This is a genomic window from Hymenobacter montanus, from assembly GCF_014699115.1.
GTDB lineage: Bacteria > Bacteroidota > Bacteroidia > Cytophagales > Hymenobacteraceae > Hymenobacter > Hymenobacter montanus.
In genome coordinates, this window is sequence record NZ_JACXAD010000011.1 from 115,407 (window position 1) to 141,235 (window position 25,829).

At 59.2% G+C, this 25,829-nt stretch carries 19 protein-coding genes; 7 read left to right on the plus strand and 12 right to left on the minus strand.

All coding sequences use genetic code 11. From position 1 onward, the window contains the following. Positions 1-115 precede the first annotated feature (115 nt). From IC235_RS11585 to IC235_RS11600, 4 genes are all read right to left on the minus strand, one after another. Entirely contained in the window at positions 116-916 is an 801-nt protein-coding gene (locus IC235_RS11585) for a DUF547 domain-containing protein (protein WP_223847232.1), read from the minus strand. A 351-nt stretch (positions 917-1,267) separates the two neighbouring features. After that, positions 1,268-2,632, minus strand: a complete 1,365-nt coding sequence (locus tag IC235_RS11590) for an erythromycin esterase family protein (protein ID WP_191005339.1) — start codon at positions 2,630-2,632, stop codon at positions 1,268-1,270. Positions 2,633-2,756: 124 nt separating this feature from the next. Further along, complete coding sequence (locus tag IC235_RS11595; RefSeq protein ID WP_191005340.1) at positions 2,757-3,476, minus strand: LytR/AlgR family response regulator transcription factor; 720 nt, start codon at positions 3,474-3,476, stop codon at positions 2,757-2,759. Continuing rightward, positions 3,463-4,467, minus strand: a complete 1,005-nt coding sequence (locus IC235_RS11600; protein ID WP_191005341.1) for a sensor histidine kinase — start codon at positions 4,465-4,467, stop codon at positions 3,463-3,465. The genes IC235_RS11595 and IC235_RS11600 overlap by 14 nt, the downstream gene beginning before the upstream one ends. A 346-nt stretch (positions 4,468-4,813) precedes the next feature. On the opposite strand from IC235_RS11600, the gene arsS reads away from it, so the two are divergent. From arsS to IC235_RS11615, 3 genes are all read left to right on the plus strand, one after another. Beyond that, complete coding sequence (gene arsS, locus IC235_RS11605) at positions 4,814-5,860, plus strand: arsenosugar biosynthesis radical SAM (seleno)protein ArsS (RefSeq protein ID WP_191005342.1); 1,047 nt, start codon at positions 4,814-4,816, stop codon at positions 5,858-5,860. 207 nt (positions 5,861-6,067) lie between these two features. Further along, complete coding sequence (locus IC235_RS11610; protein WP_191005343.1) at positions 6,068-6,313, plus strand: hypothetical protein; 246 nt, start codon at positions 6,068-6,070, stop codon at positions 6,311-6,313. A 2-nt stretch (positions 6,314-6,315) separates the two neighbouring features. Beyond that, positions 6,316-6,612, plus strand: a complete 297-nt coding sequence (locus IC235_RS11615) for a type II toxin-antitoxin system RelE/ParE family toxin (protein ID WP_191005344.1) — start codon at positions 6,316-6,318, stop codon at positions 6,610-6,612. A gap of 2 nt (positions 6,613-6,614) precedes the next feature. Here the strand turns inward: IC235_RS11615 and ppk1 are convergent, their stop codons facing one another. Continuing rightward, positions 6,615-8,669: a polyphosphate kinase 1 gene (ppk1, locus tag IC235_RS11620; protein WP_191005345.1), complete on the minus strand. Its 2,055-nt coding sequence runs from the start codon at positions 8,667-8,669 to the stop codon at positions 6,615-6,617. A 95-nt stretch (positions 8,670-8,764) separates the two neighbouring features. After that, positions 8,765-9,259 carry a SixA phosphatase family protein gene (locus IC235_RS11625; protein ID WP_191005346.1) on the minus strand — a complete coding sequence of 165 codons (495 nt, stop codon included), beginning with the start codon at positions 9,257-9,259 and terminating at the stop codon, positions 8,765-8,767. Between the two features lie 318 nt (positions 9,260-9,577). Here IC235_RS11625 and IC235_RS11630 point away from each other — a divergent pair, with 318 nt between their 5' ends. The 4 genes from IC235_RS11630 to IC235_RS11640 all read left to right on the plus strand — a co-directional run bounded on the left by IC235_RS11630 (position 9,578) and on the right by IC235_RS11640 (position 11,882). Then, on the plus strand, positions 9,578-10,537 hold the full coding sequence (locus tag IC235_RS11630) for an HNH endonuclease (RefSeq protein ID WP_191005347.1): 960 nt from the start codon (positions 9,578-9,580) through the stop codon (positions 10,535-10,537). Between the two features lie 99 nt (positions 10,538-10,636). Then, positions 10,637-11,020 (plus strand): Fic/DOC family N-terminal domain-containing protein, encoded by a 384-nt coding sequence (locus IC235_RS22110; RefSeq protein ID WP_223847233.1) that lies wholly within the window; start codon positions 10,637-10,639, stop codon positions 11,018-11,020. Positions 11,021-11,041: 21 nt separating this feature from the next. Then, the gene (locus IC235_RS22115) at positions 11,042-11,698 is read left to right on the plus strand and encodes a Fic family protein (protein ID WP_223847234.1); all 657 of its coding nucleotides are present in this window, start codon (positions 11,042-11,044) and stop codon (positions 11,696-11,698) included. Next, a complete protein-coding gene (locus tag IC235_RS11640) occupies positions 11,676-11,882 on the plus strand; it encodes a hypothetical protein (protein ID WP_191005348.1) in 207 nt (68 codons plus the stop codon). The genes IC235_RS22115 and IC235_RS11640 overlap by 23 nt, the downstream gene beginning before the upstream one ends. On the opposite strand, the gene IC235_RS11645 is transcribed toward IC235_RS11640, so the two are convergent. The 6 genes from IC235_RS11645 to IC235_RS11670 form a co-directional block, all read right to left on the minus strand. Beyond that, a complete protein-coding gene (locus IC235_RS11645) occupies positions 11,879-15,133 on the minus strand; it encodes a type I restriction endonuclease subunit R (protein ID WP_191005349.1) in 3,255 nt (1,084 codons plus the stop codon). The two genes, IC235_RS11640 and IC235_RS11645, sit on opposite strands and share 4 nt — an antisense overlap. A 9-nt stretch (positions 15,134-15,142) precedes the next feature. Continuing rightward, the gene (locus tag IC235_RS11650; protein WP_191005350.1) at positions 15,143-16,216 is read right to left on the minus strand and encodes an SIR2 family NAD-dependent protein deacylase; all 1,074 of its coding nucleotides are present in this window, start codon (positions 16,214-16,216) and stop codon (positions 15,143-15,145) included. Between the two features lie 6 nt (positions 16,217-16,222). Continuing rightward, positions 16,223-17,575, minus strand: coding sequence for a restriction endonuclease subunit S (locus IC235_RS11655; RefSeq protein ID WP_191005351.1), 1,353 nt, complete (start codon positions 17,573-17,575; stop codon positions 16,223-16,225). Further along, entirely contained in the window at positions 17,565-19,298 is a 1,734-nt protein-coding gene (locus IC235_RS11660) for a class I SAM-dependent DNA methyltransferase (protein WP_191005352.1), read from the minus strand. The genes IC235_RS11655 and IC235_RS11660 overlap by 11 nt, the downstream gene beginning before the upstream one ends. A gap of 527 nt (positions 19,299-19,825) precedes the next feature. Continuing rightward, positions 19,826-21,124: a M43 family zinc metalloprotease gene (locus tag IC235_RS11665; protein ID WP_191005353.1), complete on the minus strand. Its 1,299-nt coding sequence runs from the start codon at positions 21,122-21,124 to the stop codon at positions 19,826-19,828. Between the two features lie 568 nt (positions 21,125-21,692). After that, complete coding sequence (locus IC235_RS11670) at positions 21,693-25,679, minus strand: metallophosphoesterase (RefSeq protein WP_191005354.1); 3,987 nt, start codon at positions 25,677-25,679, stop codon at positions 21,693-21,695. Positions 25,680-25,829: the final 150 nt, after the last annotated feature.

A 25,829-nucleotide genomic window follows, 5' to 3' on the forward strand; every position in this document is an offset into this window, starting at 1 on the left:
CGGACGCCCTGCCTGGTATGACGAGCTGGCTATTTTTATTGCGGGTACTAAGGCAGCAGGCGGATGACGAAATTCTTTAGAGGGTTCTGTTGATGATCGTTGCGTCGGGTCCACCTCACTGCTCATTCAACTGCCAGTTGTAGTCCAGATAGGAGATCTTGGTATTTTTCTCCATTTTGGTGGTGGCATACCGATTGACCCAGCTCACCACCGACTGGCCATTCTTGGTCCAGTCGCCTTTGTACCAGTCGAAATACTTCGAGAGTTGGGCCGCTTCTTGACCGGGCCTGTTCTTGGCCGGGTTATTTAGAAAATCACGGCCCTGGTCGTCGAGCTGGCGGTCGAGCTGACTGGCGGTGTACGCTTCGTTGCGCAGGCGAGGGCACGAAATGGAGGCGCACACCAGTGCGAAGTGAATGCGCGGGTCGTCGTACTTCTTGCGCAGGATGGCGTGCTCGATGTTGTCCAGGCTCATCGCGGTGCCCCCAATGCGGAAGAACTTGGCGGCCCAGGGTGTGGTCACGAAAGGAATCTGGATTTTCGGCCCAATGTCTTTGATGCTCTGCACGGGGTAATGGTCCAGGATGAGGCGGATGGTGTAGGCGTTGTAGGCGTTGATCCAGTAGGCCATCTGCTCGGCTTTGCTCCAGTTGGCAGCCGGGGGGTTCTTGCTCAGCAAGGCCAGGTAGTCGTTGAGCTCCTTTTGGTCGGCCTTCCAGCCCTTGTAATTGACCAGCCCTTTCTCGTTGACGTACTTTTTCAGCAGCTTATCATACGCGCCGTGGTCGAACGCCACGGCGGAGGCTGCAACGGCTGCCGGCGGCACAGCGGGGATGGCCTTGGGTGAGGCAGAAGCCATAAGAGCCACCATACAGGCAGCCAGCGTGAAGGTGGCAAGGGTAGTTGCTTTCATCATTTTATGAAGATACCAGTGCACGCGGCAAAATGAATCGCGCAGTGCCCCTAACGAGCTGGTGAAACTAGTTGAGCGGTATCCTACTCCCTCAAACAGCGCGGTAAATAGCCCGCCAGCCTTTGTGCCACCATGATTAAATGGCACTGCCGCCACTGCTCAACAAGGAGCACGGCTTCTACCGCTAAACCATATCGGGAGCCGTGGTTTTGGGTTGGGCATAAAGCAGATGGTGCCGGGCGCACGTCACCGACGCGCACCCGGCACCTCCTCAATCTACTTAGTTGTCTTCTCTACCCCTGCCGAGAGCCGCCGTCACCGGCGGTAGCGAGCTGGGGCGCCGTTTGGCCGGAGCTACAACAGTACGGTAGTAGCCGTAGTTTTGTCGACGTAGATAACGCCGTCGCAATACTGGACTAAATTGATGCCCTGCGCAGCTTTGACGTCCTCAAGACCACTGGCCCAAATAGCGCCCGGATTGTAGAATAAATAGCGCTGATCTAAGGCGCTCCGAAGCGCGGCATCCTGCGACACGCTGGCGATGTCCATAAAAAACAGAGGCTTCTGCATCATTGACAAAGCCGCCGTGAAGCTTTGAGGGAGGGGCCGTAGCGTAAACGCTTGGTTGCCACTGGGGGTGCTGGCCCGGAAGCTGCCCTCGTTGAAAAAGAGGGCCACGGCGTAATAGCGGTTGCCGTACAGCTCTTTCAGGTTGGTGCCCATCCACTTCTGAGGTCCACCGGCGCCGGGCGACATCCCTTTTTCAATGTGCCCGTTGTGGGCCATCACCATTACTTTCGCGTTGTTTTCGTATTCCGAAGCCCACTTCAGGTTCTGGGCCATGTACTCGTCGCGGTACGCACTCCCAGCGTAGCCAAGACCACCCTGAGTCATGCCCTGCAACAGCACTTGGGCGTGTTGCACCGCCAACCGGTAGGTGGCAACGCCGCTTTGGGCCGTTAGGGCCGCCTGGTTGGTGGTGAGGTAGGCTATCACCCCGTTGATGCGGTCCTGGTATTGCCGGAAAATTCCCGCACCCTGCGCGAGCTGCTGCTCCGGGGTTAACCCGTTGAACTCCGGATATCCCTGGCGGATGCCGGCCGTGGCCTGGTCGAAGGCGCTGACGTAAGAAGGGGCGTTGCTGGTAAAGTAGGCTTGCAGCCAGTTCACCGAATTCACCGCGCCTTGAGGTTGCGCGTCGACCCCGTAAATCTTGAGCCGCTCGGCCTCGGTCTTGCCCACGTTGTAGTTCTTCATCCATTCCACGAGGGCCGCGAATTCATCGGTGGTGTAGATCCAGTAGCCCGAGTTTCGCAGGATCTGGGCCAGGTTGCCCTGTCCCGTGCGGATGTAGTTGTCCAGAGCCACCCCGGCGCCGAAATGGATCTCCACGGCCACCATTTTGAGGCCCCAGTTAGCTACGCCGTACCGGAAGAGGCGGGCCCGCATTTTGTTGAACTCGCTGGTGCCGTGGGTCGCTTCGCCCACGCCGATAACCTGCTTGTCTCGCAGAAGGGGCGAGAGCGCCTCCAGGTCGGTGGTCGGGCCGGCGGGGTCAACCGTATTGAGCGTGACTACCTTTGTGGAAAGCCGCTCGATTAATTGTTGAGGGCTCAGTTCTTGTTGAGGCGGGGTGGGATTAGGATCATCGGATTTCTTGTTGCAGCCGATCAGGCTCAAAGCCAATAGGGCAAGGGGTAACAGGGCGTTAGGTTTCATAGGTCAGAAAATGAGGTTGGTGGAGGCCCTGTTAACGGAACTCTCTCTCCCTCGTTTTCATAATAATGACAAAAACCATTTGAATAGTACAAACGCCGTTCGTCCAGCCCGGGGAAGGACTTGATCAACCTCGTTGGGTGCGGAGGCGGTCAGCCAGTAGGGCGGCGAACTTGCGGCCCAAGGGGATGCGGGAACCATTGGTGAGCACCACTTCGTCGCCCTCCAGCCGGGCCACATGATTTAAGTTGACGATGAACGACTTGTGAGCCCGGCAAAACTGCGCGGCGGGTAGACTTTCCTCCCACTGCCGCATGGTTTGCAGCACCACCAGCTTGCTTTCGGGCAAGTGCAGCCGCACGTAGTTGCCCTTGCCTTCGAGGTAGTGAAGGTCGGCCAGCGCCACCTGTCGCGGCAGGCCATCGGCTCTCACCGTAACGTGCGACGGCGCGGCCGGTAAGGCAGAGGCCCCGGAAACGCGGGCCAGCACTTTGTTGAAAGCCGACAGAAAGCGTGGGAAACCAATGGGTTTCAGCAGGTAGTCTACCACGCCCAGCTCGTAGCCTTCGAGCGCGAAGCTCGTGTGGGCCGTGGTCAGGACCACGGCGGGACGGATGGGGACGCTGCGCAGCAGCTCCACGCCGTTGAGCTCAGGCAGGTCGATGTCGAGAAATATGACGTCGACCGCACGGGTTTGGAGGAACTGGTAGGCTTCGGTGCCGTTGTAGCACTGCCCCACCAGCTCGGCCTGCTCAATTTTGGCCAAATGGCTTTTCATGACTTCGTGGGCGGGGGCCTCGTCGTCCACGACCAGGCAATTCAGAACGCGGGTTTCAGGACTCATCATGGGATAGCGTTAGGCAAAGGTGCACGTCGAATACTGAATCGGATTCCTGAATGGTGAGCGTATGGTGGGGGTATTGCAAAGCCAGGCGCTGGCGAGTGTTGGCCAGGCCGGTTTTAGTGGAAGTAGTAGCCGCCCGCAGCCTCGCGTTGAAGGTGTTTCGGCAATGAAACCGCAGCTCGTTGCCCGCGAGAGTAGCCTCGATGCTCACTACGGGGTGCGCCAGCTGTCCCCCGTATTTGAAGGCATTTTCTACGAACTGAGACAGCAGCAGCGGGGCAATGCGCAGCACCGTCCGAGGAGCATCGGCCAACCAGGTCACCTGCCCGCGGTTGCCCAGCTTCTCGCGCTCGTAGCGCACGAACTGGTCGATAAAGTGCAGCTCTTCCGCCAAGCTCACCCGGTGCTGCCGGCTGCTTTCAATCTGATAGCGCAGCAGCTCCGACAGCAGCACCACGTACTCGGGCACCCGGTCGGGCGTACTCACGCTCACCCCGTAGAGGTTGTTGAGGGCGTTGAAGAGAAAGTGGGGGTTGAGCTGGGCCCGGAGTAGGGCCAACTCGGCGTGGGTGCTGGCTAAGTCGTTGCGCAACTGCTGTTGCGCCCGAAAAACAACGTGGTAAATCAGGTACAGTCCCCAGCCAAATAACATCACCAGCAAGCCGCTGAAGAAGATATTCAACCAGTTAGTGGGCCGGCGCCAGTCCGTTAGCCCACAGGCTACGGTCCACAGACTAAGGGTCCCCGCGCAGCCAAGCAGGTAAGCACCATACCGCTGCCGCCGAAAAAGCCGCTCGTACAAGCCCCAATTGTGCACCCAACAGAGCAGGTAGCAGAAAGTGTAGAACCCCAGGAACCGCCATAAGAAATCAGGCTGCGTCTTTAGTAGCTCCTGCAGCCCCGGCCAGTTAAACCCGATTACCACCAGGAAAAGCAGCCCATAAAATACCGCATTACGCTGCCAAGCAGCAAGTTGAAACAGCCACCGATTCATTCGCTAAAAGTACGCTGGCTTTCCCTGGCCGGGGCAGATTATATGACGAATGGCGTTGATCAGAAGACCTAGGCCTGCGGGGGCCCGCTCAGCCGCTCCCGGCTGGCCTGGCCGCTGGCTTTGCGAGCTTCGCGCGGCTGGGCGCCTGGGTAGTGCTAACAACCGTCCGGCGCCGACGTCACTTGTACGGATGAGGCGGTTGCTGAGCCAGGATGCCCCGGGCTTGAGGAGATCAGTCCCTTGGTAGCGGGGCGTCCATCTTTATTTGAAGATGGGGCTATGCGGTGCCATCTTTAGCTCCGCATCTGCTCTTATTCCCTCGTCGCCCTTATCCCTCCTGCCCATCATGAAGTCTCTCAAGGCCAACGGCCACCAATTGGCCGACCCGGCTTTCCAGCTCACGGTACTCCGGACCGAAGTGGCCGAAACGCTGCACCTGCCGCTGTTTCACGAGAAGCTGCGCGGGGCGGGCCTATTTCCGCTGCGGCCGGTGGCGCCCGCCGTCCTGCAAATCAACGTGGGCAAGATGTGCAACCAGGTATGCCGCCACTGCCACGTCGACGCCGGCCCCGACCGCCAGGAAATCATGACCCGGGAGACCATGCAGCTCTGCCTCGACGCGCTGGCCCAAACGGACATTCCCACGGTGGACCTGACCGGCGGCGCCCCCGAGATGAACCCGAACTTCCGCTGGTTGGTGGAAGAACTCCGCAAGCTGGGCCGCAAGGTGCTGGTGCGCTGCAACCTCACCATCATCGTAGCGAACAAAAAGTACTACGACCTGCCCGAGTTTTTCCGGCGGCACGGGGTGGAAGTGGTCAGCTCCCTGCCGTTCTACAGCGCCGCCAAAACCGACCGGCAGCGCGGCGACGGCGTGTTCGACGATTCCATCAAAGCCCTGAAAATGCTGAATGCCGTCGGCTACGGGCAGCCCGATTCAGGCCTGGTCCTGAACCTGGTGTACAACCCGGCGGGCGCCTTCCTGCCGGGCGCGCAGAAGGGCCTGCAAGACCAGTTTAAACGGGTACTACTGAAAGATTTTGGCATCGTGTTCAACGAGCTGTTCGCCATCACCAACCTTCCGGTGAGCCGCTACCTGGACTACCTTATTGAGTCAAAAAACTACGCCGGCTACCTGGAAAAGCTGGTCACGGCCTTCAACCCGGTGGCGGCGGCGGGTGTGATGTGCCGGACCACCATTTCCGTGGGTTGGGATGGCGGTTTGTACGACTGCGACTTCAACCAGATGCTCGACCTGACCGTGGCCAGCCCCGTGCGGCACATCCGGGACTTCGACGCGGCCACGTTGGGGCAGCGGGCCATCGTGGTTAATCAGCATTGCTACGGGTGCACGGCGGGGAGCGGTTCGAGCTGCGGCGGGGCGGTGGTGTGAGGGGGCCTCACGTGACCCCTGCGGGGCAGGCCCCCTCTCCGGGGGAGAGGGGGAGCCAGATGATGGGGAGCATTGTAGCACTTCATTTCCCTGCTGGCTCCTTACTGGCACACGTTAAGCCAGCAACTGCGCCTTCGCGATGCTGGGTTCCAAATACGGAACTTCCACTTATTGACTTATCTTTAAACTCAAACAACTGGCTTTGTTATGACTTCTATCCCAATTGATGTGCGAAGTGAATTGCACGAGCTAATTGATACCATCCAGAATCAATCGGTTTTGCAAGCTGTTTACACACTGCTGGCCGCCCAACGGTCAGCTACTTTGCCTCCCGCCGTGCTCAGCGGCGAGGAAGCCGCGGCGGTAGCGGAAGGAATCCGCCAGCTCGATGTCGGCGAAGGCATACCTCACGAACAGGTTATGACCGATATCTGGCTCAAATATGGCCGCTAGTAATGGCAATAATCTGGTCGCCAAGGGCAAACGCGAATTACCGAAAACAGGTCCAATGGCTGGAAGAAAACCGTGATGCGCGAACCGTACTACGTTACCTGCGCGAAATAGCCACCGCAATCGACCGTATTTCCTCGCCCGATGCCGTGCAGTACCAAGCCGTGGCCGATCACCCGAACACGTACTGTTACCGACTGAATAAATTCACGGCGCTGTACTACCGAATTTCCGGCGAGAACGTCGAAATAATCACGTTTTTTGATACGCGTCAGCATCCCGACAGCCTCAAGCTGCCGTAGAATTACTTACGCCGCTTCAGCTTTTTCAGCCAGGCGTAAGTGGCTTCCTGAGCCCGCAGGGGCTTCTCTTCATCCTTGGGCAGGATGAAATGGTTCTCAAAGTCGCGGGCCTTTACGTTGTCGTGGCGGTGCAGGTCGAGCAGGTGGCGCACTTCGGCGCGCAGGGCCTCGTCGAGGATGGGGAAGGCCACCTCCACCCGCCGGTCGAGGTTGCGGGTCATCCAGTCGGCGGACGCAATGAAGACCTTTTCCTGGCCGCCGTGGGCGAATACGTACACCCGGCTGTGCTCCAGGTACCGGTCCACGATGCCCCGCTGGCTGATGTGCTCGCTGAAGCCCGGCTGACCCGGGATCAGGCAGCTGATGCCCCGCACGATAAGCTCGACGCGGACCCCGGCCTCGCTGGCGGCGTAGAGCCGGTCAATCAGGCCCCGGTCTTCCAGCGCGTTAAGCTTGAGGATGACGTAGGCTTCCTTGCCTTTTTTCGCCTGCTTGATTTCGTAGTCAATCAAGGCGTTGAGGCTGGTGCGCAGGCCGAAGGGCGCTACGAGGAGCTGGGCGAACTCGGGTGCGGTTCGCGGGTCGCGCAGGTAGTCGAATACACGGGCGGCTTCGCGGGTCAGCCGCTCGTCGGCCGTGAACAGGCCGTGGTCGGTGTAGAGCCCGCTGGTGCTTTCGTTGAAGTTGCCGGTGCTGAAGTAGGCGTACTCGCGCACCGTATCGTCGGCCTCGCGGCGGGCAATGAGCAGCAGCTTGGCGTGGCACTTCAGCTCGGGGGGCGTGAAGATGACGTGGGCCCCGGCCCGCTGCAATTTATCGGCCCAAAACAGATTAGCGTCCTCATCAAACCGGGCTTTCAACTCAACCACCGCCGTTACCTGCTTGCCGCGCCGGGCGGCTTTCAGCAGGGCCTTGACCACCTTGCTCTTGCTGGCCACGCGGTAGAGCGTAATGCTGATGGCCCCCACGGCCGGGTCGGTGGCGGCTTCGCGCAGCAGGCGCGTCACGTAGTCGAAGCCCTCGTAAGGCAGGTGCAGCAGGTGGTCGCGCCGGCTGATGGCGGCCAGCAGGCTGCCCGTGCGGGGCAAAGTGGGGTGCGCCAGCGCCGGCCAAGCGGGATAGCGAAAGCTCGGCTCATCGAAATCGGGGAAGCCAAAAAAGTCGCGGAAGTTGTGGTAGCGGCCGCCCTCCACCAGCTCCTCGTCGCCGATGCCGGTTTTCTGCTTGATGGCTCGCAACGCCTCGGCGGGCAGGGCAGGGTCGTAAAGCAGCCGGGCCGGGAAGCCGGTGGCGCGCTTGGCCAGGCTGCTGCGGATTTTCTCCATGAGGTTACCCGACACCTCCTCTTCGATATCCAGCTCGGCGTCGCGCGAGAGCTTGACGGCATTCACGGCCACCTGTTGGTAGGCGGGGAAAAGGGCGGGCGCACCCACCCGAATCACGTCGTCCAGGAACAGTACGTAGCGCTCTTCGCCCTCGTCGGGCAGGCGCACGAAGCGCCCCCCGTGCCGCTTGGTGGGCAGCTCCATCAGCAGCACCCGCTGGGTGTCGGGAGCTACTTTCCGGTCGCGGGGCTGCCGGAGGTGGAACGCGAGGTATACCGTCTGGTCCTTCAAGAAGAGGTGGTGCAGGGTATCGTCGAGCACCACGGGCGAAAGCAGGTCGCGCACCTTTTCCTGGAAGTAGGTGGCCGTCCACGCCCGCTGCTGGTCGGTCAGCTCGGCCTCGCTCAGCAGGTGGATGCACTGCACGTTGAGGGCGGGCAACAGCAGCTCCCGAAACGTAACGCCGAACTCCTGCTGTTGTCGGTACACCTCGGCCAGCACCTCGCGCAGCTGCCGCTTGGGCCGCTCGCCGAGCTTGGCGCGGGTTTTCTTCTTCAGCTTCACCAGCCGCCGCAGCGTGGCTACCCGCACCTTAAAAAACTCGTCCAGGTTGCTGCTGAAGATGGCCAGGAAGCGGAGGCGCTCCAACAGCGGCACGGTGGGGCTCTGAGCTTCTTGCAGCACGCGGGCGTTAAAGCGCAGCCAGCTCAGGTCACGGGAGAGCGTTTTCATTGGAAGGGGGTGGCGGGAGCAAGAGAGAACAACCGGATGGGGTGAGGAGGAGGGAAAATCCCATCTTCTTCATCACTCAACTACCCGGCAAGCGGCTAGCTCGCGTTGCGCGGGTAGTCGTAGAAGTAAAACTCGGCGTTGGCCTTGCTGACGGCTTCCCACTGGTCGCAGTCGAAGTGCAGGCAAACCACCGCGGCCGTGGGCATGTCGGGCAGGGCCGAGGGCGACAGCTCGTTAGCCGTGTCGGTAATAGTCGGGTTGTGCCCCACCAGCAGCACTGAGTCGGCCGCGTCGGGCAGGTTGCGGATGATGGCGAGCAAGCCGGCGACGTCGGTCCCGTAGATACCGGGCTCCACCACGATTTTCTCGTGCGAGTACTGCATCTCGCGGGCCACCAGCATGGCCGTGCTCATGGCGCGCACGGCGGGGGAGCTCACGATGAGGTCGGGGCGGATGTTGCGTTTGGCCAGGGCCTTGCCCATCGTGGGGGCGTCGTCGCGCCCCCGGTCGTTGAGCGGGCGCTCCTGGTCGCTTAGCTCATCGAAGTTCCAGCTGGACTTGGCGTGGCGAAGAAGATAAAGGGTTTTCATACGGCGAAGCTAACGGCAGTTTGCTTACCCCGGGTGTTGTGAAAAGGTTATGCAGCAGCCTCCAACGTAGTAGCCTCATCCGCGGCCCCGGTTCGCTGGAAGCCCAAAGCCCATGATGGCGAGGGCTTGTTGGTAATATTACTGTTAGCGCTTCTCAGATCACTGCACTGGAAGTAGCCGGTGAAACCTCACCCCCGGCCCCTCTCCACAGGAGAGGGGAGCCAGATGGTGCATACGCTGAATGGGAAACGGCTCTAGAGTAAGGATAACTGCCTTCGGGTTGCGTCCATTTGGGCGCGGCAATTACCTTCGGCGGCGATGCTCCCCACCTACCTTCGCCGCTTCCAGAAACTCCGCGTGGCCACCAGCCGCCAGCACGGCGAAGCGCCCTACAAGCCCGCCCTGCTGCTGGCTGTGCTCGAAGGCATCGCCGACGGCTCCATTACGGAGAACCGCATCGAAATCACGCCCGAGCTCATCGCGGCCTTCAAAGCCATTTGCGCCGACCTCAGTACCTCGCCCCGGTTCACGGCCGCCAACTTCGCCCTGCCCTTCTACCACCTGCGCTCCGAGGGCTTCTGGCACCTGCACACCTGGCCCGGCCTCGAAATCCTGCTCACCACCTCTAATTCCGTCCGCAGCTTCCGCCACCTGCGCGACGTGGTGGCCTACGCGGCCCTCGACGCCGACCTCTGGCTGCTGCTGCAAGCCCCGACCGCCCGGGCGGCCTTGCGCCAGGCGCTACTCACCCGCTACTTCCCCCAAACTCAGGGCCGCTACCGCCCCCGCGCTGGGCAGGAGGCCCTGGGCACCATCCGCCGCCAGATGCTGGAGGAGCCGGCTGCCCTCTACCGCACCCACCTCCGCCCCACCGACGAGCTCGACCTGACGGTGCGCAGCAGCCTGTTCAAGCGCCTGGTGCTGGAAGCCTACGACCACACCTGCGCCGTATCGGGTCTGAAGCTGCTCAGCACCCGCAGCAGCCCCGTGCCCCTGCTCGACGCCTGCCACATCGTGCCCTGGGCCCTGAGCCACGACGACACCCTGCCCAACGGCGTGGCCCTGTGCCCCAACCTGCACCGCGCCTTCGACCGCCACCTGTTCTGGATTGACGCCGACTACCGCGTGCGCGTAGCCGAAGACTTTGGCGAGCTCAGCGGCAGCGAATACGGGGTGCGCCGCTTCGAGGGGCAGGAGCTGCGGCTGCCCCAGCGGCGGGAGTGGTGGCCGAGGCAGGAGAACCTGGAGCAGCAGGCTAGCGCCAAGCAAGCTCTGTAAAGAAAGTTGCGTTTCTTTTACAGATAGTGAAACCCTTTGTAAAGAAAAACGACTTTTCTTTACAAAGCTGGAGCAGCTATTCCTCTGGCAGTTCATTCAATGCAAGCTATTTGGCAACCCTCTTTGCTCCCACCTAGTGAAGAATTGGAGACGCGGGCAGTGTTAAAAAAGCTACCGGGCGCTCACAGCGCACTTGCTGAACTTAAGGGCTTGGTTTCGGCCATTCCTAACGAGAGCATCCTTTTGGATACGCTGCCCTTACAAGAAGCCAAAGACAGCTCAGCCATCGAAAACATCATTACCACCCACGATGAACTGTATAATGCCGAGCTGCACCTGGGCGAGACCCAAGCAGCCAAAGAAGTGCAACGATACGCTTCGGCGTTGCGACTAGGCACCCGGCTGGTGAAACAGTTTGGCTTCCTGAGCACAAACCACATCGCGCAAATACAGGAAGAATTGAAACGTGACAATGGAGGCTAACGCAAGCTGCCAGGGACTACGTTGAAAAATCAGCGAGGCCAAGTCGTTTACACCCCTCCACAAGACTCAGCCGCCATATTGACCTTAATGGGCAACCTTGAGCAATACCTCAACGACGATTCCCTACATGATATAGACCACTTAGTGAAAATGGCCGTGTTGCACTTTCAATTCGAAAGCATTCACCCATTTTACGATGGCAACGGACGCACTGGACGAATCCTCAACATTCTGTATTTGGTGCTGAAAGGCTTGCTCGATATTCCGGTGTTGTACCTCAGCCGGTTCATTACGCACAACAAAGCAGATTACTACCAATACTTGCAAGCCGTGCGCGACACCGGCGCGTGGGAGCCCTGGCTACTCTATATGCTAACCGGCGTCGAAGAAACGGCTCGCGAAAGCATCGTTCTAATTAGAGAGATGCGCGAACTGATGCAAAACACCAGGGAAAGGATTCGCACCTATAAATTTTACAGCCAGGACCTGCTCAACAACTTGTTTCGCCATCCCTACACCCGTATTGAATTTTTGCAGCAGGAGCTGAACGTAAGCCGGCCCACTGCGGCCAGCTATCTGAATCAACTGGCCAAAGATGGCATTCTCATCAAGCACAAACAGGTAACGTCACATTACTACGTCAACCAGCCACTATTTGAGTTGCTCTCGCGACTATAGTAATTCTCTGTTCTGGATTGACGCCGACTACCGCGTGCGCGTGGCCGAAGATTTCGGCGAGCTCAGCAGCGGTGACTACGGCGCACGCCGCTTCGAGGGGCAGGAACTGCGGCTACCCCAGCGGCGGGAGTGGTGGCCGGGGATGAAGAATCTAGCGGCGCAGCAACGAGGTAGTCATGCTTAAACAGACTCTTCTGAGAAAGTAATTACGTCCGCCATCCGCTCAGCCTGCTCTAGCACCAAATCAATGGCTTTTTCCTGCTTGTCTGGGGGATAATTGTGGCGCCGAAGCGTAATGCGAACCAGATTGCGCAAGCGGGCGCGTACGCTCTCGCGCTTCTGCCAGTCGATGCCGGTGTTGCGCTTAATTTTATCTAGCAGCTCAGCAGCAATCTTGCGCAGAATATCATCGCCTAGCGTGCCAGCGCTGCCATTGTCATTCAGTGCATCATAAAAGGCTAGTTCGGCGGAACTAAGGCCCAAAGCATCACCCCGATTATCGGCATCCCTCAATTCTTGAGCGAGTAACACTAGGCTATCTACTAAGTCAGACAGTTGCAGGGCGCTTTGGATAACCCGGTTGCGGTGGTTTTCCAAAGTTTTGTCCAGCCGCTCAGTAAAAAGCTGCTGCTGCACGATGTTGGTGCGGGTGCGGGAATGAATCTGGTCGTGCAACAGCTTTTGCAGCAGCTCAATGGCTAGGTTGCGCTGGGGTAGGTCGCGCATCTCGGCCAAGAAGTTATCTGATAGCATACTCACGTCGGGCGAATTCACACCGGCTAACGTAAAGATATCTTGCATCCCTACGGGCTGCACGGCCCGGTCGAGCAGTTGCTTCAGCAGGTAGCGGCTCTGGTTGCGGTCTAGTTTGCTTTCGGGGGTGCTGCTTTCGCTGATAAAGCCACGCACGCCCTGGTAAAAGGCCAATTCGTCGCGCAGCTCCTGCGCTCCCGGTAGGGTGCTGCATAGGGCAAAGGCTTTGCCTGCCGCTAGCACCTTGTCGAAAAATTTCTTGCGTTCGTCGTCGGGCAGTTCCAAGATGTGGTTGCTAACCTCGCGCAGCCGTTGCAGGCTTTCGTCAAGGAAGGTGTTGCGGTACTCGACTTTGTGCAACAAGTGGCGCACGTCGCCCACAGCCTCTTTTAGCTCCGTCAGGGCGCGGTCCAGGTCGATGGTCAGCTTGTCACTGCCGGTGGCACCGGGGTTGGTTTTGCCACCCTCGGTTGTGTAGGTTTTTAGGGCGCGCTTTAGTTCAGTGGCAATGCCAATGTAATCGACAACTAGGCCGCCCGACTTATTCTTGAATACCCGGTTGACCCGCGCAATGGCCTGCATAAGGTTGTGGGCCTGCATGGGCTTGTCGATATACATGGTGTGTAGGCTGAGCACGTCGAAGCCCGTAAGCCACATGTCGCGCACGATGACGAGACGCAGCGGGTCCTTTGGGTTCTTGAAGCGCTTCTCAAACAGCTTGCGCACACCCGGTGCGTAGAGGTGCGACCGCACCGGCTCCTTATCAGCGGCTGAGCCGGTTATCACCACCTTGATGACTCCGAGCTTCTCATCGTCGCTGTGCCACTCGGGGCGCAGCTTCACGATGGCCGTGTAGAGCCGGGCGCAGATTTCGCGGCTCATACCTACTATCATGGCCTTGCCGCCGCCCTCGATGTTGCCGTCGGCCGAGCGCTGTTCGAAATGCGTCACGATGTCAGCTGCTATCTGGTCGATGCGGGCTGGGGTGCCAAAGACTTGTTCCCGGCGCGTGGCGTATATCTTTTCGGCTTCGCGGTGGGCGATGTCGGCCGCGTCGGTACCCACGATTTCTTCGGCTTCCTCGTTTATCTCTACGATTTCCTCCTCGTCCTTGATTTTCTCAATGTCGGGCAGGCGGCTGGCGTAGTAGATGGGCACGGTGGCCTTGTCGCGCACGGCATCTTCTATGTCGTAGATGCTCACGTAGGGGCCAAACACCTGGCGCGTGTCCACATCGTCGGTTTCGAGCGGGGTGCCGGTAAAGCCCACGAAGGTGGCCAGCGGCAGGGCGTCGCGCAGGTGCTTGGCGAAGCCGGTTTTGTACTTGCCGCTCTTCCGGTCCAGCTTGCTACTCAGGCCGTACTGCGAGCGGTGGGCCTCGTCGGCAATCACCACGATGTTGGTGCGGTCGGAAAGTTGGGGGAAGGTGGTTTCGCCCGGCAGCGGGGTGAACTTCTGGATGGTGGTGAAGAAGATGCCACCCGAAGGCCGGGCGTCCAGCAGCGCCCGCAGCTGCTCACGAGTTGGGGCCTGCACGGGCATTTCCTTGAGCACATCCTTGGCGTACACGAACTGCTGAAACAGCTGATCGTCGAGGTCGTTACGATCAGTCACGATCACCAGTGTGGGGTTGCGCATTTCGGGCTGCTGGCGCAGCTTACCCGCGAAGCAGGCCATCGAAATACTTTTGCCCGAGCCCTGGGTGTGCCACACAATGCCGCCCTTGCGCGAGCCGGGCTCAATGGCCTCCCGGCCCGGTAGCCGGCCGGCGTAGGGCGCGGGCTCGTCGTGCACTATCGGCAGTATAATATCTGGCTGCCGGGCGGCCAGGATGGTAGCCTCCACAGCTGTGCGCACGGCGTGAAATTGGTGGTAGGCAGCAATTTTCTTAATTAGGTGCCCATCCGCGCCAGGCTCATACAGCACGAAGTGGCGCAGGTAATCCAGGAACAAGTCGGGCTTGAAAAAGCCGCGCACTACGGTTTCCAGCTCAAATTCCAGGTTGCGCTGGTCCCGCTCGGCCAGGATGGTACGCCAGGGCATAAACCGCTCTTTGTCGGCCGTGAGCGAGCCCACGCGGGCGTGCTTGCCATCGGACACCACCAGCGCCACATTGGCCAGAAACAAATCGGGCAGCTCCTGGCGGTAGGTTTGCAATTGGTCGAAGGCAGCCCACACGTCCGCCTCGCGGTCGAGTGGGTTTTTCAGCTCAATCACAGCTACGGGCAGACCATTGAGGAAAGCGACGAGGTCGAGGCGGCGGTTGCGGCGGTTGGCAACTACGGTAAACTGGCTTATCACTAGCCAATCGTTGCGCTCCACGTCGTCGAAGTCCACCAGCCAGGCGCGGTCGCCGCGCATTTCGCCCGAGGGGCTGGGCACGTCCACGGGTACGCCGTCGGTGAGCCAGCCGTGCAGCAGGCGGTTGCTTTCGGTGGCGTTGGGGTGCTGGGCGCGCACCACGCGCTCGGCCACTTCCTGCACCACAGCCTCAGGCAGGGTGGGGTTGAGGCGGCGCAGGGCAGCCAGCAGCCGGCCGGCCAGGCTGGTGTGATGGAAGCTGGCACGCAGGGCGTCGGGCGTGTGGGGGGCTACGTCGGGGCCGTGCGCTACCTGCCAGCCGGTTTCTTCAAACCAGGTACCGGCGAGTTGTTCGAGGGCATCTTCGGATATAAGCGCCATGGCAATAAACTATAGTTTTTTTCTCTCCCGTAGTAGCCCCACCAGCAAAGCTTCAATAGCATCATCATGGTCGGCCGGAGAGGGTGCATCATACCAAATAGGATAAATGCCGTGGTCGGTCAAAAAGCTTTCCCTTTCACGCAACCAATCAGCATCAGTAGGCAAAGGCAGAAATGCAAAATGCTCGGGCTGTCCAGTATCAGCTTTAGCAGTTTTTTTTAACACCTGCATAGTGCGGTCTTGCGCCAAGCTACAGCCCATAAATAACAGACTCTTGCCCCCAGCTACCCGACTTAGCTCGCGGCGCAAATAGCTTCGTGCGGCGTAAGCTTGCTTGTACTCTTTACTAAGAAATACGCGTTGGCTAGGATAACGCTCATCGCCATGCAGTTTAATTAGCGCAGGTTTGGTATCATCATAGTATTGCTGGACATTTTCTAATTGCTGATTACCATGCAAAACAAATTTGAAATCATACCCCTCACTTGCGTAAACGTCCTCCAGAATGTTGTCGTAGTTTGTTGTGAATACCCAACGGTGAAATAGATGCGGCAACAAGTGTACTGGCCCTTGTATAGCGTCCGGTGACACATCAAAGTGAGTGCGCATATGGTCCATGAATAAACGACGCCCCATATGCTTGTGTACGAGGTCAGCCGCTGCCTCATAATTCATATTCGCATCGCTCAGTAGATTTTCCAGTTCGCCAATAGAGCAACGCTTAGCCTCAGGTGGAGCTTCACGCAGCTTGCGCAGGAAATCGGACCACAACAGCATACCTGACGAAAGCGACATACCTGCTCCTACAAAAGCGGCTACCTGTTGCCGCTCGAGTGCATTAATCAGACGTTTAAAGCGCGCTTCGTTGTGAGGCGGCTCTAATGCCAAAATAGTGCGCAAGCGCGCAAACCTACCGGGTAGCCATTCCTCATCACGCCAGCGCAGGTACTCTGCATAGTAAGTTTGAGAGCCTGGGTCCAAAATGGCCAACGGACTCATCTTCACGCCACCAATCTGCACGTCACCATCAGCAGCCAAATCGGCCCGCACCTGCTCCTCAAACTCGCGTATCAGCCGCTTCATGGGGCATTAGTTTAGGCGAATTTCGCCGGATAGAAGTTTGGGCAGGAGTTCGTCGCGTAAGACTGCAAGATTTTTCATCTCAGCCCTATTTGTTTCAATCAAAGAATGTATTGGCGTTATAAAATCATCAAACGCGTCAAGAGTGCTTTTATCTGGTGAAAGCATCTTAATTGAGCGCAAATAGGATACCGGTCTAGCAATAGACGGCACCCCTGACGAAGAAGTGTTTGCTAATATCTGATGCTGCCCTGCGTCGGAGCTGAAATGGTAAATCAAGTAATTAGCTGACGTCACCGTAGTGTCGGGCCGAAGGAAAAATTGCCGTTGTGAGAGGATATATCTGTCATATTGTGAAGCATTCGGAATCAATGCTACTTGACCAATACTACCTGCATGTGTAAACACAATATCCCCTCTTTGTACAGCGGCTTTATTGAGTTGCTGCGCGTGTTCCTCCGTAACAAAATTGAAGCTACTGTCCTCTAGCATAAAGGTGCGTAGGTGCTGGCCGCTGATTACGGGCACTCCTTCAGGTACAAATGTGGAAACCTTAATTGATGAGCCAAACGGGCCCATTGCGACGCGTTTAGCCAATTCCTCCACAGTTTTTATTTTCCACCCCACCGGAATCTCCCCCATCGCCGAATCCTCCAACGCTGCTGGGAACAGCGCCAGCAATTCCGGCATGAGGCCGAGGCGGCGGCAAATGCTGTCTTCCGGCTCGCCGCTGGCTTTGGCCCGCACCGGGTCAAAATCCACGAACCATGACTGGAAAAGGGTGCGCGCCAGTTGTTCTAGGGTGGCGTTTAGTTGGCTGTTTAGCTCGATTTTGTCGTCTAGGGTGCCAAGGATGTGGGCAATGCGGCGTTGCTCTGCCAGCGGGGGCAGAATAACGGGTGTATTGCGCAGGATACCCAAATTTGTATGAGGTACACCCACCTTTATGGCGTGAGCATCAATGTAAGCTAGCTGTTCCGGAGAGCTGAAAATGTAATACAGAAAAAGCGAGTCTACCTTCTGGGGGTCTGGTGTTAGCTTCATCTGACTTTGTGATACTATGTAAGTATCATATAAGCCATGAGGCACTAATGCAACTTGTCCAAGAGTGCCCCTTTGAGTAAAAATTAAATCACCTGGACGGGCAGTATTCGCTGCAAGTGCTTGAGCTTTTTCTTCTGTTACAAACACAAAGTCACCACCAATTTGGCGCGAACCCATATTCTGCCCGCGAATTACAGGCACCCCTTCTTTGACGTAATCTTTCGATACTAAATTAGAACCAAAAGGGCCGCCTACAAGGGCATTTTTTTTGGTGTCTGCAATATCCCCTATGGTAACTACCGGCCACTCATTCGCCATAACCCAACCCAATTAAATTCTCTTCAATAACCCCTTGCAGCCGCGCACTTTCTGCGAACTGCTCGCGCAGGCGGGCCGCTAGCTGCGGCATCACCACTTCAAACGACTCGCCTTCGCGCTCCTTGGCTTCGGCCCCCACGTAGCGACCTGGCGTCAGCACGTAGTCGTGGGCTTCGATTTCAGCTAGGGTGGCGCTCTTGCAAAAGCCGGGCGTGTCGGCGTACCCGGTGCCGCGCTGCCAGTGGTGGAAGGTTTCGGCCACGCGCTCAATGTCGGCTTGGGTGAAGTCGCGCAGCACCCGGTCCTTCATGTAGCCCACCTCGCGGGCATCGATAAACAGGACTTCGCCGCGCCGGTCGCGGCGGCCATCGCGGGCTACCTTGCTTTTGCTGAGCACCCAGATGCAGGCCGGAATCTGGGTATTGGTGAAGAGCTGGCCGGGCAGGGCCACCATGCACTCGATGCGGTCGTCCTTGATGAGCTCGCGCCGGATGTCACCCTCCGTGTTGGTGTTCGACGACATCGAGCCGTTGGACAACAGCAAGCCCATGCGCCCCGTCGCATTCAGCTTGTGTAGCATGTGCAGTATCCAGGCAAAGTTGGCGTTGGCGTTGGGCGGCGTGGCGTAGTCGGCCCAGCGGCGGTCGTCGCGCACCTGCTCCATGCCCCAGTCCTTGAGGTTGAAAGGCGGGTTGGCCATTACGAAGTCGGCCTTCAGGTCCGGAAACTTGTCACTAAGCAGCGTATCGCCCAACTGAATGTCGGCCTCGATGTTGCGAATCACCAGGTTCATCTGGGCCAGCCGCCAGGTGGTGGGGTTACTTTCCTGCCCATACACCGCGATTTGCCGCTTGCGCTCTTCTACCGCCTTCTTGCGCTCCTTGTGATTGAAGGTTTGCTTGTCGGCGTGCTGCTCGATGAACTTTTCGCTTTGCACAAAAAATCCCCCCGAGCCGCAGCACGGGTCGTACACCCGCCCCGAGTAAGGCTCTAGCAGCTCCACAATCAGCGACACCACCGACTGCGGCGTGTAGTACTGCCCGCCCTTCTTGCCCTCGGCGCTGGCAAACTCACCCAGGAAAAATTCATACACGTGCCCCAGAATATCCTTGGCACGCAACTCGCCGTGGTTGAATGGGATGCCGGCCACCAAGTCAAGCAGGCGACCCAACTTATCGGGATCAAGCTGCAAGCGGGCAAAATCCTTGTTCAGAACGTTTCTCAGCTTCTTCGGATTGTCGTCTTCAATGGCCTGCATGGCCCGGTCGAGCAGAATGTCGAGGCCCTTGAATTTTTCCGGTTCACCCTTTGGGTTGTCTTTGGTCACACTACCGGGTTCAATCAGAGGCGGTCCATCCAGCACAATTACCGGCTCGCCAGGGGCCAGCTTGGCATTGGCTTGCAGAAACTGCCAGCGTCCGCGCGGGGATACCCAAAAGATATTTTTCTCGGTGTAGTAGTCGCGCACTTCCAGCTCTGCTTTCAGTAGCTCCGGCGCAAGCTCCTCGCCCAAAAAGTAGTCGCTGTCAGGGTCGGCAAACTGCTGCTTCAGCTCAGCCCGTCGGTCTTCAAAGGAATCCGAAATGTATTTCAGAAAAATCAGCCCCAGCACGATGTGCTTGTACACGGCAGCGTCGAGGTTGGAGCGGAGCTGGTCGGCCGAGTTCCAGAGGCGGCGGTCCAGGTCTTTTAAGAACTGTTGGGATTCGGAAGGAAGAACCATTTAAAACATAGCTTAAAGGCGGTTAAAAAGATTATTTAATCACCTCGGGAAGTAAAGGCACGAAGGTAAACTTACGCCTTCAAGTTTTAACCAATATTGAGCAATAAGGCAAAGAGAACCCCCTGCCGCTTCCGCAGCAGGGGCCTCTATAGTGGGCGCCAGTGGCGAAGCGTAGAACTTGAGTGGCAGGCAATAAGCAACGGCTGCTGTGATGATTCGCTCGTTGCCAGTAATAAGAAACTCCCAAAGGAGTGCCGCTACGGAAGGCCCCGATGTGGACCTTTCACCGCACTAATTCCCAACGAGCGGGAAGCCACCACCCCAACGAAAAAAGGCCCTGACTATCCAGCCAGGGCCTTTTCTGAGGGCGATGTTAGTACTCTGGCCGACTCCAACAAACGGCTGCTAGAGCAGTCTATCGGTGCGTGTCCCTGTCGTCAGGCTCTCCTCTCCTGAGGAGAGGGGCCGGGGGTGAGGTTCCCCGGCTGCGCCCGGTACACGGACCGATAAACCATTGCTATCAGCAATTACTCCTTCTCGAAGCGCTGGCGGATGGTTTCGCTGCCGTTGCCGATGGTGAGGTAGTACAAGCCCTTGGGCAGGGCGCCCACCTCCACCTGGCCGCGGCCGTTGTAGCGGGTTCCGGTCATTTCGTGGCCGCTCATGTCGTACACGCGCACGGCGTACCGGGCGGCGTCGGCTCCGGCCGGCAGGCTCAGGTTGAGCGCCTCAGCGGCGGGGTTGGGGTAGAGCGACACTGACTTAAGGGCGGCCATTGAGCGCGCCGCGCCGGTCGAAGTAGCCAGTGAAGCGCGGGGACCGCCGGCCGCCAGCACGGCGTTTATGCGGGCGCTCTGGCCGGGCGAGAACATGTACATGCACTTGTCGTCGGTGTAGTCCATGTAATTCATGCTCATGTCGCCCTGGTTCGAGCACGACACGTGGGGGAAGGCCGCGCAGCCGTAGTTCTCCGCCCCCTGGTTGGGGGTATCGTCGACCAGGTCGGAGCCGGTGCAAGCGCCGTTGTCGTCGCCCCAGATGTGGCGCAGGTTCAGCCAGTGGCCCACCTCGTGGGTGGCGGTACGACCCAGGTCGTAGGTGGTGGTGTAGGTGCCAGCGGAGTACTTGGCCCGGCTCCCAAACGCCGAGTACAGGATTACCACGCCGTCGGTACTGGCCGAGCCGCCCGGAAACTGCGCGTAGCCCAGCAGGCCCTGGCCCAGGTTACAGGCCCACAGGTTGAGGTACTGGGAAGCGTCCCAGGGGTTGTCGCCGCCGCGCTTCGAGCTCTTCACGGCGTCGTTGGTACTCCAGGAGGTCACCTTGGTTTGCTTGTGAATGATGCCGTTGGTGGCGGCCCCGGTGGGCGTGCGGGTGGCCAGCGCAAACCGCACCCCCACGGTGGCGGCGGTGAAAACGCCGGGGGTGTTAGCGGCGTCGGCATTCAACTTGTTGAAGTCTTCGTTCAGCACGTCGATCTGCGACTGCACCTGGGCATCGGAGATGTTCTGGGCAGCGGTGTTGTACAACACGTGTACGACCACGGGAATGGTGATGATGCCCGTTGCCGCCACCGAGCGGTTCAGGCCCTGGGCTGCGATAACGCGCCGGGTGTGGGCTTCAATGGCTTCCATGCGTTGGGCCAGGGCCGGGTCGGCGGCCATCTGGGCTCCCAGCACGTCCATGGCACCGCAGGCGCGGCGGGAGATAGCCGGGGGAGTCAGGTCTTTGGGCTGGCTGGTTGCCAGACTCTCAATCGTGTTTTGCGCCAGCAAAGATCCGGCACTGCCCAGAATGGCTAGCGCGGAGAGGTATACTTTTTTCATGTAGCTGTGGTAAATAGAACGAAAATGAGAAGAGAGAAACGATATTTATCGACGGCCAAGCTAGGAAAAAATTTAATTATCCTCACATCCTGGCATCGGTACCTTCTTAAGCTTTACCGCTTACCACACCATTATATGCTAATAAAAAGTACCGAACACTGCGTTATTTGTAATAAAGTCAACTCATTACCAGAGTTGATGCTAACCCCATACCACTATACCCGCGCCTCTAAAAAGCCATAATATTGTACACATCTTAGGGCATAAGCCGTTTTACCACCTTTATGTCAGCACCAAGTCTTACGCCAAAATATATCACGATTCACGCAATAAACAGGACTGATTTAAAATCAAATCAACAAGGAAGAGGCGGGCTAGCTTACTCTCTCCATCTGCCTCTTCGATCTTAATGGTGGCCCATACCCGTAGCTGGTACATCACCAACCGTCCAGCAGTTGCGGTAGCGCTATCTAGTCGGCTGGCGCCCCTTCTCTGAAGGCTTCGTGCTTCCAGCTTACCGGGAACAAGCTCCGGAGGGAGCACGTGATGCTCCTTTAAAAGAGGCCCCCTAAAACAGGAAGTCAAACCCCACGAACACCAGCTTCTCCTCCCCGACCGAATACGTTGCGTTGATCACGGCCTGCTTGAGAATATCGACGTACACCCCGCCCCCAACTCCGGTGTGGAAGGCGCCGAGGCCCGTGCGCATGTCCTGGTCGGAATACACGCGGGCCGCGTCGGCCAAGCCCAGAATGCCCAGCTTGCCGGGAAAGAGGTAGGCATTGAACGTGAGAATTTGCAGCCGCGCCTCGAAGTTGCCGTACAGGCTGCTGCGGCCGGCGTAGCGGGTGCGGCGGTAGCCCCGCAGGTTGGTAGTGCCACCCAAGGTGTTGGCCTGGTAGAAGCGGTAGTCGCCGATGTTGCGGGCCACGCCGATGCGGCCGGCGTACGTAATCTGGAACGGGAGGTTGGGCGTGAGGTAGGCCCGCACCTCTGAGCTGAGGCGGCCAAACCGCAGCTGCTCACCATTGAGCTGAAAGTTGTACTGGAACTCGTTATACCAGCGGATGCCGATGCGCGGGTTCTTGGGCGAGGAGCTGGCGTCGAGGTTGAGGTAGAGCAGGCCGCCGAGGTACTGGTTGGTTTGGAAGTCAGAGGCTCGAATACCAAAATGGCGGTTCTCGTACGTCAGGTCGCCGTTCCGGGTCAGGCTGTCGCGGATAACCGAGCCGAGGGGGTCCTGCTCTACCCGAAACTGCTCGTACTGTGGCCCGACGCCCAGCTTGAGGAAGCTGAACAGGTTGCGCTCCAGCGTGGGTGCCACCGTGAGCTTGGTGAAGCGCACGCGGTAAGCCGAGTTCACGGTCTGGTTGGTAACCCGGGCGCGGTTAGCGTCCTCGGTGGCCAGGTTGGCGGTATTATTGCCCAGGCCGAAGAAGTTATAGAGCAGTTGCGGGCCGTAGTACTGGGCCACCACGCGCAAGTCGTTCCGGCCAAACAGGCGCGTAAACTGCCCCGTGTACCGCAGGTTATAGGCCGAGCGGGCCGGAGCAAAGTTGGCCGCCAGCGTTTGCTCCGAGGAGAATGGCTGGCGGCGGAAACCGTAGCGCCGGTGCGTAACCCCGCCCCCCACCAGCACGCCGTCGTCGATGTTATAGCCGAAGAACAGGGCGGGCCCGGTGTAGTTGAGGCGGTAGTCTTTCAGGTCGAACCGCTTCGGGTGGTCGTAGCGGCTCACATCCACCCCGGGCTCGAGGCGCAGGCGGGTTTCCCGGCTCGGGATGATGACGTTGCCAGTGTCGGCGTCGTACACCTGGGTGCGGTGCTGGAAGCCGGCCACGTGGCTTCGGTCCACGATGGTGTCGCGGCCGGTGCCCGCGATGATGCGTAGCTTGATGGCCTTCTTCACGTCGCCCTTCACCTCGTACACGTCCTTGCCGCTGATGCCGTACAGGCGCAGCTCGTCGGTCACCTGGTGCTCCAGCACCCGATCGTACAGCACCTTGGTCACCTTGCCTTCCTTCGTGATTTTGCGAACCGTCACGTGGGCGTCGCCGTTGGGCAGGCGGTCCACGGTGAAGCGCTCGTTTTTACGGGTGCCCCTAACTTCCACGATTTTAGCCACCACGTTGGCGTACTTGGCCGCGAGGTCGGGCAGCAGGTCGCGCCGGCTTTTGAGCTTGGCTACGATTTCGGCGCCGTGCAGGTCGTAAATCTCCTTGGGCCACTTCTCGCGGAAGGCCTGCTCAATCACGGCGTCGGTCAGGTGCTCCTTCAGGTACTGGGCCTGGGCCACCCACTGCTCCTGGGTTACGCCGCCCATAAAGGTGCGGTCGTTGCTCAGGGCGGTCTGGTTCAGGCCCTTGTAGTCGGCGTAGTCGTAGCCGAAGTTCTGGAAGTTGCGCACCGCAAACTTGCGGCTGATCAGAAAGGGCAGCACCCCATCGGCCTTGAAGAAGGCAATGTCGCGGTCTTCGGGCACCGCGGTGTAGGTTCGGTCGCCGTCCTTGCTCTTCACCTCGACCCAGCGCCACTGGTCTTCGTGGCGGTCCCAGTCGCCGATCCACATGTCGAAGAGGCGCGAGCGGGCGAAGGCCACCTGGTCGACCTTGTTGTCGTTGTCGTCGAGCAGGCGTTCGAGCATTTTCTCGGTGCCCACCAGGTTTTTGGCGTTACCCAGGCTGGCGACGTTGCTCTGGTCGTCCTTGGGATCCTCCTCCAGGGCCGCCGGCAGGTTCGAGAACGCGCTGTAGTACTGGCCCAGCAGGGGGTCCTGCGGAATGTAGACCGGCACCGGGTTGGTGTGCAGGATGCCCGCCGCCGAGGCCAGGGGCGGCAGCACAAACGAGGCGTACGGGTGCTGGGCCGACACCTGGTCCTGCAAAACATCCTTGGCGAAGCCCGTGCGCAAGGCTTCCGGCAGCACGGCGGCCGGGTCCTTGTCGATGCCGCGCAGCGAGAAGTTGTGGCCGGCCTCGTTGCGCACCTTCAACGAGGCCGTTTGCTTGCCGCCGCCGGTTTTGTAGGGCACCAAGCCACCTTTGTCGTGGGCCAGGTCCAGCAGCGGAAACTTTACGGGCGTGGCCCACTCCTGGCGGTAGTGCTGGCCCAGCAGCCAGTTATGCAAGCGGCCGTGCTTGTTGTAGCCGGGGTTCACGGCCACCACCACGCTGCTGTCGCGAAAGTCGGGTCGGGCAGCGGGCACCGGGGGCTTAACCACGGCGTAGTCCTTCTTTTCCTTTTTTTTCTTCTTCTCAAGGGGCGTGACGGGGGCCGGCGGTGTCGTGACCACGTCGCGGGTAGTTTTGGCATAGAGCGGGGTGCGGAACACCAGGCGGGCCTTGTCGCCGTTGCCCACGGGCACGTAGTACTCGGCCCACACCTGGCCATCGTCGTAGTAGTTCACACGGGCCCAGCCCTTCTCCTTGTCCGAAAACAGTGCCCGGCCGCCAGGGCCGGGCTTCACGTGCTGGGTTTTACAGCCCGAGCCACTCACGATGCAGTGCGTGGTGCCCTCCTTGAAGTACTGCAGATTGTGCTCGTGGCCAGCCGCGTAAATGATGTTGGGGTACTTGTCGAAAATGTCCATCAGCCCTTTTTTATAGGCCTGGTACGCCGGGTAAGCCAGGTCCTGGCTGATCCCGCCGTACTTGCGGGCAAAGGGGTAAATCGACCCAATGACCGGCAGCGGCACGAACGCGTACTTGTACACGATGCTGAGCGGAAAAATATGGTCGCTAAGCGTGAAGTAGCCCCCGTGGATGCCGTCGCTAAACAGCGGGTGGTGGCCTACCACCATGATGTTCTTGTCTTTATTGCGGGCAATGATGTCCTCTAGTTGGGCCATGAAGTCCGTCTCGTCCTCCACGCCGCAGCCGTTGCCGGCGCCGTAGGGGCGCTCGTCGCGGCGGGTCAGAAACCACTGGCTGTTCACCGTAATCAGCACCAGGTCGTCTTGCAGGCGGATTTCGTAGGGACCGGGGCAGCCGTTGCTGGGCGTAATGAAGTCGCCCGTGTAAGAGAACGCCGCCGAGTCGCTGGCCAGGTAGTACTCGGCGTAGCGCTGCTCGCGCAGCACCTGTTCCAGGCCGCCCCTCAGGCCCTGCTTCCAGTCGTGGTTGCCGGGAATCATGTACTTCTCGCCCGGGTAGCCCCGCAGCACGTCGATCTGGTCGCGCAGGCGGCGCTCCGACTCCTGGCGGTCGTAAGCGCCTTCCTCCGGCATGCCGTACTCGTACACGTTGTCGCCGAGGTAGATGGTGGTGCTTTTGGCCCCGGCTTCCAGAATTTTCTTGCGCAGGAAGTTCAGCGAGGGCTCGCCGCCCTTTTCCCGGGGAATGGGGTTGCCCACGTCACCAATCAAAAATACCGTGTAGCGGATGCGGGTGCTGTCGGGGGGCAGCTTACTTTCCCAGCCGAGCCCGCCACGCCGGTAGTTAGGGCGCGAAACGTGCGGGTTCTGGCTGGACTCGCCCTGGGCTAGGGTACGCAGTGGAAACGCCAAAACCGCGCAGAATAGCAGCAGCGCGGGTCGAAAGCGGAAAAACAAGGGCATAGTACTGAGGAGTGGGTGGGGTGCAGAAGCCCGCCGCGGGAATAGTATTGTAAACGTACGACCGTCGTGGAAACAGTCGCGTAGGCCCGTTACGCAAAGCGTCGCCGTGCGGTTAGGCCGCCGTTTTCAACTTCCGCCCGGTGCTTCGCG

Bases quoted from the DNA above. Each gene is read 5' to 3' on its own strand.
- IC235_RS11590 (WP_191005339.1), bottom strand. From the start codon at position 2,632: ATGAAACCTAACGCCCTGTTACCCCTTGCCCTATTGGCTTTGAGCCTG.
- IC235_RS11655 (WP_191005351.1), bottom strand. From the start codon at position 17,575: ATGGCGAATGAGTGGCCGGTAGTTACCATAGGGGATATTGCAGACACC.
- IC235_RS11595 (WP_191005340.1), bottom strand. From the start codon at position 3,476: ATGATGAGTCCTGAAACCCGCGTTCTGAATTGCCTGGTCGTGGACGAC.
- IC235_RS11665 (WP_191005353.1), bottom strand. From the start codon at position 21,124: ATGAAAAAAGTATACCTCTCCGCGCTAGCCATTCTGGGCAGTGCCGGA.
- IC235_RS11625 (WP_191005346.1), bottom strand. From the start codon at position 9,259: ATGAAAACCCTTTATCTTCTTCGCCACGCCAAGTCCAGCTGGAACTTC.
- IC235_RS11670 (WP_191005354.1), bottom strand. From the start codon at position 25,679: ATGCCCTTGTTTTTCCGCTTTCGACCCGCGCTGCTGCTATTCTGCGCG.
- ppk1 (WP_191005345.1), bottom strand. From the start codon at position 8,669: ATGAAAACGCTCTCCCGTGACCTGAGCTGGCTGCGCTTTAACGCCCGC.
- IC235_RS22110 (WP_223847233.1), top strand. From the start codon at position 10,637: ATGCAAGCTATTTGGCAACCCTCTTTGCTCCCACCTAGTGAAGAATTG.
- IC235_RS11585 (WP_223847232.1), bottom strand. From the start codon at position 916: ATGATGAAAGCAACTACCCTTGCCACCTTCACGCTGGCTGCCTGTATG.
- IC235_RS11610 (WP_191005343.1), top strand. From the start codon at position 6,068: ATGACTTCTATCCCAATTGATGTGCGAAGTGAATTGCACGAGCTAATT.
- IC235_RS11615 (WP_191005344.1), top strand. From the start codon at position 6,316: ATGGCAATAATCTGGTCGCCAAGGGCAAACGCGAATTACCGAAAACAG.
- IC235_RS11600 (WP_191005341.1), bottom strand. From the start codon at position 4,467: ATGAATCGGTGGCTGTTTCAACTTGCTGCTTGGCAGCGTAATGCGGTA.
- IC235_RS11630 (WP_191005347.1), top strand. From the start codon at position 9,578: ATGCTCCCCACCTACCTTCGCCGCTTCCAGAAACTCCGCGTGGCCACC.
- IC235_RS11645 (WP_191005349.1), bottom strand. From the start codon at position 15,133: ATGGCGCTTATATCCGAAGATGCCCTCGAACAACTCGCCGGTACCTGG.
- arsS (WP_191005342.1), top strand. From the start codon at position 4,814: ATGAAGTCTCTCAAGGCCAACGGCCACCAATTGGCCGACCCGGCTTTC.
- IC235_RS11650 (WP_191005350.1), bottom strand. From the start codon at position 16,216: ATGAAGCGGCTGATACGCGAGTTTGAGGAGCAGGTGCGGGCCGATTTG.
- IC235_RS11660 (WP_191005352.1), bottom strand. From the start codon at position 19,298: ATGGTTCTTCCTTCCGAATCCCAACAGTTCTTAAAAGACCTGGACCGC.